This is a genomic window from Moorena sp. SIO3B2 (assembly GCF_010692525.1).
GTDB lineage: Bacteria > Cyanobacteriota > Cyanobacteriia > Cyanobacteriales > Coleofasciculaceae > Moorena > Moorena producens.
Genome location: NZ_JAAHHE010000208.1, coordinates 1 through 8,487 on the forward strand (window position 1 = coordinate 1; position 8,487 = coordinate 8,487).

8 protein-coding genes and 1 pseudogene are annotated in these 8,487 nt (G+C 45.8%); 6 read left to right on the top strand and 3 right to left on the bottom strand.

The window, feature by feature from the left end; genetic code table 11:
- The first annotated feature begins 11 nt into the window (after window positions 1–11).
- Together F6K38_RS27830 and F6K38_RS27835 are read left to right on the top strand one after the other, a co-directional pair.
- The gene (locus tag F6K38_RS27830; RefSeq protein ID WP_287358334.1) at window positions 12–1,157 is read left to right on the top strand and encodes a glycosyltransferase family 4 protein; all 1,146 of its coding nucleotides are present in this window, start codon (window positions 12–14) and stop codon (window positions 1,155–1,157) included.
- Between the two features lie 117 nt (window positions 1,158–1,274).
- Window positions 1,275–1,655, top strand: coding sequence for a hypothetical protein (locus F6K38_RS27835; protein ID WP_287358322.1), 381 nt, complete (start codon window positions 1,275–1,277; stop codon window positions 1,653–1,655).
- Window positions 1,656–1,770: 115 nt separating this feature from the next.
- Here the strand turns inward: F6K38_RS27835 and F6K38_RS27840 are convergent, their stop codons facing one another.
- Entirely contained in the window at window positions 1,771–2,196 is a 426-nt protein-coding gene (locus F6K38_RS27840; RefSeq protein WP_009149154.1) for a hypothetical protein, read from the bottom strand.
- Between the two features lie 53 nt (window positions 2,197–2,249).
- Between F6K38_RS27840 and F6K38_RS27845 the strand changes: the two genes are divergently transcribed.
- The 3 genes from F6K38_RS27845 (at window position 2,250) to F6K38_RS27855 (ending at window position 6,162) form a co-directional block, all read left to right on the top strand.
- Window positions 2,250–2,414 carry a hypothetical protein gene (locus F6K38_RS27845; RefSeq protein ID WP_287358323.1) on the top strand — a complete coding sequence of 55 codons (165 nt, stop codon included), beginning with the start codon at window positions 2,250–2,252 and terminating at the stop codon, window positions 2,412–2,414.
- A 328-nt stretch (window positions 2,415–2,742) separates the two neighbouring features.
- On the top strand, window positions 2,743–4,962 hold the full coding sequence (locus F6K38_RS27850; protein WP_287251779.1) for a pentapeptide repeat-containing protein: 2,220 nt from the start codon (window positions 2,743–2,745) through the stop codon (window positions 4,960–4,962).
- Between the two features lie 681 nt (window positions 4,963–5,643).
- Window positions 5,644–6,162, top strand: a complete 519-nt coding sequence (locus tag F6K38_RS27855) for a hypothetical protein (RefSeq protein WP_009149152.1) — start codon at window positions 5,644–5,646, stop codon at window positions 6,160–6,162.
- 219 nt (window positions 6,163–6,381) lie between these two features.
- On the opposite strand, the gene F6K38_RS27860 is transcribed toward F6K38_RS27855, so the two are convergent.
- Entirely contained in the window at window positions 6,382–6,837 is a 456-nt protein-coding gene (locus F6K38_RS27860) for a hypothetical protein (protein ID WP_009149151.1), read from the bottom strand.
- A gap of 429 nt (window positions 6,838–7,266) precedes the next feature.
- On the opposite strand from F6K38_RS27860, the gene F6K38_RS27865 reads away from it, so the two are divergent.
- Window positions 7,267–8,139: an S-methyl-5'-thioadenosine phosphorylase gene (locus tag F6K38_RS27865; RefSeq protein ID WP_287358326.1), complete on the top strand. Its 873-nt coding sequence runs from the start codon at window positions 7,267–7,269 to the stop codon at window positions 8,137–8,139.
- A 73-nt stretch (window positions 8,140–8,212) separates the two neighbouring features.
- Here the strand turns inward: F6K38_RS27865 and F6K38_RS27870 are convergent.
- A pseudogene (locus F6K38_RS27870) lies at window positions 8,213–8,487 on the bottom strand (hypothetical protein); the annotation flags it as partial.

Sequence of the window (8,487 nt, forward strand, 5' to 3'; positions counted from 1 at the left end):
AACTAACGAATTTGAGCGGCACACAGAAAACAGCATCTAACTACGTATTCATTTTCCTAGAGATTTTTGAGTGTGAAGGGGGCATCCAATCCTACGTCAAAGATATTTTCGAGGCATATTTGTCTGTTGCTGCTAAGACTGTTACCAGTTCTAGCGCTGAAGTATTTTTGCTGCGGGATGGTCTAGGTTGTGACAATCCCTTTGATGTCTACCCACTCAGATTTCATTATCTGAAAACCAAGCCTCCTGTGCTAGGGCGTGTTCGCTTAACAATAGCGCTAGGTTTTTATTTATGGCAAAAACGTCCCAAACACGTTTTCTGCGGTCATATCAAACTCGCTCCCCTGACTCAGCTGTTGTGTAATAGTCTAGGGATTCCCTATACAGTTTTGACCTATGGCAAAGAGGTTTGGAAACCTTTACCCCTGAAAGAACGTAACGCCCTAGAGCGGGCAGCAGCAATTTGGACAATCAGTCGTTACAGTCGCGATCGCGCTTGTGCTGCCAATAACCTAAATCCTGAAAAGGTAAAGATGTTGCCTTGTGCTGTTGATGGCAATAGGTTTACTCCTGGTCTGAAATCACCAGCCTTAATCGAAAAGTATGGTCTGACTGGTGCTAAGGTGTTGATGACTGTCGCTCGTCTGTGGTCTGGGGATATTTATAAAGGAGTTGATGTTACCATTCAAGCACTTCCTGCGATCGCTAAAATCTTTCCAGAGGTTAAATATCTAGTTATTGGTCGTGGTGATGATCAACCGAGACTGGCGCAGCTAGCCAAAGATTTGGGTGTTGGGGATCGGGTGGTCTTTGCTGGTTTTGTCCCTACACCAGAATTAGTGGAACATTACCGAGTGGCTGATGCCTACGTCATGCCCTCCCAAGAAGGCTTTGGGATTGTATACCTAGAGGCCATGGCTTGTGGTAAACCTGTCCTTTCTGGGGATTCTGATGGTTCTGCTGATCCTTTGCAAGATGGTCAGCTTGGTTGGCAAGTTCCCTATCGAGACCCCGATGCAGTGGCTGCGGCTTGTATTGAAATTCTCAAGGGAGAGGATCAGCGCTGTGATGGTCAGTGGTTACGAGAACAATCCCTAGGGTTATTTAGTAAAGAGGCTCTGACAAAGCAGTTAAAAGAGTTACTCGATACTGCGTAAAAATTGAGTCGCCCCTTGCGGAGCATAAGCAGCGAGGGGTAATTTCTATTCAAGTTAAGACGAATCTGAACTAGGATATAACTACCCGATCATATTTGTTATTGTTAAAAGAAAACAGTGAATCAAAATACCCCGAGACAGTTTCAGTTCAACCTGTCAGGTATGGGCTGTTGGCTAGCGTTCTTCTTAACTTGTTTCTTGCTAGGCACAGTTGGCTTGGGATGGGTAGTCAATGGTTTTTTGATTTTAATTGCTTTTTTAATCATCTCACCAGTGATTGCCTGGTTTGGAGTTCGCTGGTGGCTCAGACGTAATCTAGTGGAAGATAAATGTCCAGTCTGTGCCTATGAGTTTACTGGGTTTAACAATACCCAGTGTCAGTGCCCCAGTTGCGGGGAAGTTTTGAAGATAGAACACGGACATTTTAACCGCTTAGCAGCTCCAGGTACGATTGATGTGGAAGCGGTTGAGATATCGGTTCAGCAGATTGAAGATTAGAGTAATCGCTAATCACCCATAGACTTCGCTGCAGTTGTCAGGGAAAAGGCTTGCACCCAAAAGGCTTGCCTACAATAATTATTGAGTGTTGAACTTTGAGTTCTGCACCCTGGTATTAGGGAGTTTTAGTGATCGATAAGGTGTAAGGATGCTGTTCACCATTGCGATCGCCGACGTAGAATGAGTAGCTGCCTTGCTCCCAATACCCGATTTTAACAATATTCCCCCCAGATAAATTATCGGCCTGTGTACATGAGGTACCATTTGGCTCCTGAATTAATAGAGTGGGCTGGCCTTGGCTTTCTAGGTTGAAGCGCAAGTAGGTAAAATCTTGGTTCAAATTAATGACATGATTGGGCTGGGTACTAATCATACCGCATTGACTCTTGTTTGAGCCTCCAGAGTTTCCAGTCACTACGATGGGATCAGGCTGGAATCCAGGCTCAAGGTTGATGGTTTCGGCGTTGGCGACACCAGCGCTACTTAAGCTTACAGCTATGGTGATCGGAACAATCATCCACTGTGGGAATAGTTTAGTCATTGTCATCCCCTAAAGTCTTGTGATCTATTACTAATACACTTGTCCTAGATTACTTGACTATCTCGAGCAAGAATTTGTTTCGGGTCAGCTATCAGCTATCAGCTATCAGCTATCAGCTATCAGCTATCAGCTATCAGCTATCAGTTATCAGCTATCAGCTATCAGCTATCAGCTATCAGTTATCAGCTATCAGCTATCAGTTATCAGTCAAAGGCTGACGGCTGACGGCTGACGGCTGACGGCACCTCAAGTAGCTTGCGCGTAGCGCATATGCTTACTCTAGTCCCATTAACCCCAAGGGCGGGGTACCTCACCCAATTGAAAACTGCTATATAATAATGAGGCTGATTTCATAGCAGTTCAGTGCTATTGCTGGTATTCAACCGGTTAAGTCTAGACATAGTTATATATATAGTCATCAGGTGTTTGCCCCAAAAAACGGTATCAACTAAAATCTGCTATAATCTCGGGGAATTTGCTTACTGATCCTTGAAATCAGTCTTTAAAATCATTAAAAACCAACAAATCGCAGCCTGAGCATTAAATATGGCTAGCCCCACTCTAAAAACAGGTCACAACCGAGAAGGTAGCTGGTATTTTCCGCTGCGACTGAACTTGGTTCTGCCACTGGTGACTAGGCGTTGCGTGGCAGCGCTTTTGGAAGTATCGCTGGTAACTACTAGTGCATTGCTCCCTTACGGGATTGGTTTGTATGCAGAAAAATACTCGAAGGCAGAACCGGTTCCCCTTAACCCAGTTTTGGGGGCAACCCAGAATGCGATCGCAAAAACTCTAGCTTACCCCCGCCTACAACTAACCAAGCGAGTCACTCCCCTGACCAATTTTTTTTGGTGTGCTTCGTTAGTGATGCCAGTAGGAGTAACCCTATGGCAACTTTATCTGCTGGGAAAAACTGGTCAAACTACTCCCAAAGGTTGGTTTGGAGTGCGAGTGGTTACCGCTTCGGGAAAACCCCCTGGTTTGATCGGTGCGGTGTGGCGTGAGGCAGTGGGACGCTGGGGATTACCACTGGGAAGTGCTTATTTACTCTGGCGCTACACTGGAGCGTTTCCTGACTTGGTGATTTTGTTGGGATTGGCAGGATTGATGCTATTGGCAGAGAGTTTTTGTTCTGTATTAAATCCTCAACATCGCAGCCTCCACGACTACATAGCCGGAACTTATGTCTCGGATTCCTCTCGGTTGCTCTTACCGTACTGGTCAAGTTTTGAATCCTCCCCAACACCCGAGTATGAAGAGGTTGAGCTAGAGGAGGAAACTGATGGGCAATGGTCTAATCACCAGGAAGCTACCTCGGGTTACCGTAGCGCAACAGTTAATCCCATTACCCTGATCTCATTATCGCAACAGCACTCCCCCAATCTTTGGTTGTGGATGCGCCGACATCCCGGTCTTACTCTGCTAATTGTTACCTTTGGCGGGATGGGTTCTGTACTGGGCACGTTTGTGGGAACCCAAATCTATATTCAAAGTCAGGCCAATTGGCGAGCGTTCAATCAGCAGAAAAATGAGGTCTTTCTGACCTTAGTGAAACAATTAAGCTCTACTGATAGCACTGCTCAAGAAAAACGTTTGGGATCAATTCTGGCTCTAGGTAGGATAGACGACCATCGTGCTGTACCGTTTCTGGTGGATTTGCTGGGTCAGGAAAATACCCCTAGCTTGATTGATACCCTCCAACAAACTTTGGTCAGTAAAGGTGTTCAACCCCTTCCCCATCTACGAATATTGAATCAATCTTTGGCAAACGACCAGAAAACCCTAACCAGGGAAGGTAAACCAGGGGTTGGGGGAGTGCTAGCGGTGCGGCACCGAGCAACTAAGCAAGCTATCTCGAAAATTCTGACTATCTACGACGGTCAAGTGCATAATGCTAACCTGAGCTATATTAACCTCAGTAAGGTTAATCAGGGTTATGGCTATTTTAATCCAATTCTGGACAACCTGAATTTGTCGGGCATTAATTTCCGCTACGCTAATTTGTCCGGTGCTAATTTGCAGGGTAGTCGCTTCTATGGCCCTGGTGAGGATCAACATTTTGGCACTTTTGATGATTGGGTCAGCGACTTCAGCGGAGCTGATCTGAGGGCAGTTAACCTCACTGGTGCTATTCTCGATAATGTCTTGATGAATCGCACCAATTTAATCGGGGCAACCCTGAACCGAGCTAGATTTTATAACAGCAGCCTGATCGGTGCCAATCTCAGCAGTGCCCAGTTGATTAATGCTGATTTCCGTAGAGCTATCTTAGAAAATGCTAGCCTGACAGGAGCCAATTTGGGGGAAGCAAAATTCAGTCTCTCTAGTCTCCATGGTGCTCGTTTGGGCAAAGTTAGTGCTGTGAGGAGTGATTTCTCTTCTGCTGATTTAAGTCAATCAAGCTGGCAAGGAGCGAATCTTTCTAGGGCAAATTTGAGTAATGCTAATCTCAAAAATGTTGATTTCAATTCAACCCAATTGGTAGGGGCTAATTTACGCAATGCTAAGCTGTACAATGCTAAGCTACGTTACGCTAATCTAAGTGCTGCGGATTTGCGAGGGGCTAATTTAGCTGGAGCAGATTTTAAGGGAGTTACCTTTGCTATGGCTAAACAGACTAAGGCTAATCAATTTATTACTTTGCCTCCACCTAAATCGAATTTAGCCCGGATCAAGGGGGTTGATTTTGCTAATGTTAAAAATTTAGATGAGCAGCAACTTCGATATATTTGTACCTATGGTGGACTTCATCCTCGATGTTTGTGACACTCTTTTAGAGTAGGGAACAGGGAACAGGGAATCGGGAATCGGGAATCGGGAGTCGGGAATCGGGAATCGGGAGTAGGGAGTAGGGAGTAGGGAGTAGGGAGTAGGGAGTAGGGAATCGGGAGTAGGGAATCGGGAGTCGGGGTAAGCTATCAGCTATCAGCTATCAGTAACGGGCAAGATGCCCGTTCCACCCACCGGGTCAAAAAGCTTTTAGGAGATGCACCCAACAAGGAAGAAACAAGTGGTAATAAACAAGTGGGAAAAAATCAAGTAGGCTAAAGTTTTTAACAAGAGAAAAAATTAGCGATGCTCGGTAAGATCCGCTACGCGATGCTCGGTAAGCTCCGCTACGCGATCGCATAAATTCAAAAGTTACTGAGTCGATTCACTATCTTCGAGTTGACTTCAGTTTAAAACCCGCTTAACCACCATAGTTATTGCTTAATTGATTGCGTTTGATGTCAAGTTAACTATCAACAGTAAAAAAAACAAACATCAACCTGTATATTAGGTTTGTATAGCGTTTTTCATAGCTATGAGGTATATTCAATTTTATTACCTCTGTTCCCTGTTCCCTATTCCCTGTTGCCTTTGCTATATTAGTTTCACCGCAGCAATTAAGCTAAGATAAGCGAGAAAGCAGCCATCATTAGAATTAGGTATTGAGGAGTTGAGGAAATGGGTAATGCTATTGGTTTATTGTCCACACTAGGAACGCTAGTGCTGGTGAGTCTGGCTAGTTTAATGATTAAGTCGCAACCAGCATTTGCTCAAGCTGCCTACGGAAGTTATGTGGGAATCGGTCCTACGTTTGGTATTACAAAGGATGATGATGGAGAAGGTCAGCAAATTGGTGGATTAATTGCGTTTCGCTACAAATTCCTAGAAATCCCCATTTCCTTCCGGACACAAGCCCTGATTGGTGCTGGCACTGCTATTGTGCCAACAATTTCCTACGATTTCCCCCTTAACTGGCAAACCGATGCTTACGTGGGAGCAGGGGCTGTATTTGCTAGCGGTCACTCTCCCTCACCAGTAGGAGATAAGACAAGTTTTGCTATACAACCTGGTATTGATTTTATGATTCCTAATAGCCAAACGGTTTTGTTTGGTAATGCGATTATTGCTTTTGATGCCTATCGGGAGGGTGGCGGCGTGGCTGCCTCTGTTCAAGGTGGATTTGGTTTAAGATTTTAGTTTGAATCGTCGGGAGTCGGGAGTCGGGAGTCGGGAGTCGGGAGTCGGGAGTCGGGAGTCGGGAATATTTGCTCAGAAATGTTGAATCGAGTAGTAAACGATTACCAACATGGCTGATGTCTGTCTATCGTTGTTGTCAACACAGACATTCTTCCCCCTGTTCCCAGATCCGCTGTTCCCTATTCCCTATTCCAAAGTTCAACAAGTCTGCTTTTTACTTCAATTCAAAATAGCCCCGTCCGGTATAGTTTCTTGTTTCATTGTCCAAAATTGGCTCAGTACATGAATTTGCTTTAATCCCACAATTAAATTCAAACCAGGTATGAAAATCCACCACACTACCAGAGGTTCTGTGAGTCCTTCTTGTCGATACAGTTGGTTAACTGTGCGGTAAAGCCTGAACTGCACAATGTAAATCCAAACGATACCGACCAGGGAAAACCAACCAAACCACCCAGGCACATCGGGATCTAATATCCATAAGGCTTGTGGAACGGCGACACCTAAAAGGAACGGTAGTAAACACAGGTTACCGGACCAACCAGAATTGTTATAGTCTCGCAACTCTTCCTGAATGATCCACTTGTACCAACCGTAATACAGCGTTAATGTGGCTACGGATAGCAGCATCACTTTTACCAGAGGACGGGGTTTCCCAAGAGGTTGGTCAGACATAAGGCAAAACTATTGGATCGGAACATCACTCTGTATTTTAAAATCCCTTAACGTAAGCATTCAGCTATCAGCCTAAGCGCTACGCGCACGCTACGCGAACAGCTATCAGCTATCAGCCTAAGCGCTACGCGCACGCTACGCGAACAGCTATCAGCTATCAGCTATTAGCGAACAGCGATTAGCGCTACGCGCACGCTACGCGAACAGCTATCAGCTATCAGCTAATGCACTACAGATGGTGCACTACAGATGGTGCTATCAGCCATTCGCGTAGCGTGGCCTTGGCCTTTGGCCACGCTACGCGAATGGCCAAGGCTTGTGGCTGACGGCTGACGGCTGACGGCTGAATGCTTACCCCTTAACAAAAATTAATACAATTTAAGGTAGAATGACTAAACGTTGGACTGAGGCAGAGTAAGAACAAACACCATGGTGAAAGCACAAATTGGGATTATTGGCGGTAGCGGACTTTACAAAATGGCTGCTCTCAAAGATGTGCAGGAGGTACCCATTGACACCCCCTTTGGTCCTCCGTCCGATGCGATGATGGTGGGAACCTTAGAAGGAACTACTGTAGCTTTCCTAGCTCGTCATGGTCGCAATCATCATTTGATGCCTTCGGAGTTACCCTTCCGAGCCAATATCTATGCCATGAAGCAGTTAGGCGTAGAGTATATCATCTCTGCCTCAGCAGTGGGTTCTCTCCAGGAAGAGGTCAAACCCTTGGATATGCTGGTACCGGATCAGTTTATTGACCGGACGAAGAATCGGGTTTCCACCTTTTTCGGGGACGGGATTGTGGCTCATATTGGGTTTGGACACCCGGTGTGCAACCAACTGGCGGGAATTTTAGTGGATGCGATCGCAAGTTTGGAGTTACCAGAGGTTACCGTACATAACGGTGGCACTTATCTGTGCATGGAAGGGCCAGCATTTTCCACCATGGCCGAATCTAATCTCTACCGCAGTTGGGGCGCAAAAGTAATTGGCATGACCAACTTGCCAGAGGCCAAGTTAGCACGGGAAGCCGAAATTGCCTATGCTACCCTAGCCCTCGTCACCGATTATGATTGCTGGCATGAGGATCATGACCATGTCACCGTGAATATGATACTTGATAATCTACAGCGCAATGCGATTAATGCTCAGAAGGTGATTCAAGAAACAGTGCGCCGGTTAGTTGATAATCCACCTGTTTCTAAAGCTCATTCTGCCTTGAAGTATGCTATTTTTACTCCCTTGGATCAGGCTCCAGAAGCAACTAAGGAGAAGTTGGAGTTGATATTGCGGAAGTATTTGTAAAATCGCCAAGAGCTAAAGGTGGCGCTGGATATATATAGCAATTCTCTTTCCCATGAGGTACAAAGGGATCCCCCTAAATCCCCCTTAAAAAGGGGGACTTTGAGGTTGATAAGTGTACCTGATACAGGCAATAAACGCTATATATAGCGTTTCTATCAAGGAAGCAGGGACTGAGGCCGTGGGCCACGCTACGCGAAGGGAACAGGGAAAAGTAGGAAAGAGCTTGGATAATTTTTTCCCACTCCCTCGGTGCGCTTTCCGCATTAAGAATTAAATTCGCCACGGGTCGCACCGCTCCCGACTCCCGATTCCCGATTCCCGATTCCCGATTCCCGATTCCCGATTCCC

Bases quoted from the DNA above. Each gene is read 5' to 3' on its own strand.
- F6K38_RS27840 (WP_009149154.1), bottom strand. From the start codon at position 2,196: ATGACTAAACTATTCCCACAGTGGATGATTGTTCCGATCACCATAGCT.
- F6K38_RS27850 (WP_287251779.1), top strand. From the start codon at position 2,743: ATGGCTAGCCCCACTCTAAAAACAGGTCACAACCGAGAAGGTAGCTGG.
- F6K38_RS27855 (WP_009149152.1), top strand. From the start codon at position 5,644: ATGGGTAATGCTATTGGTTTATTGTCCACACTAGGAACGCTAGTGCTG.
- F6K38_RS27860 (WP_009149151.1), bottom strand. From the start codon at position 6,837: ATGTCTGACCAACCTCTTGGGAAACCCCGTCCTCTGGTAAAAGTGATG.
- F6K38_RS27865 (WP_287358326.1), top strand. From the start codon at position 7,267: ATGGTGAAAGCACAAATTGGGATTATTGGCGGTAGCGGACTTTACAAA.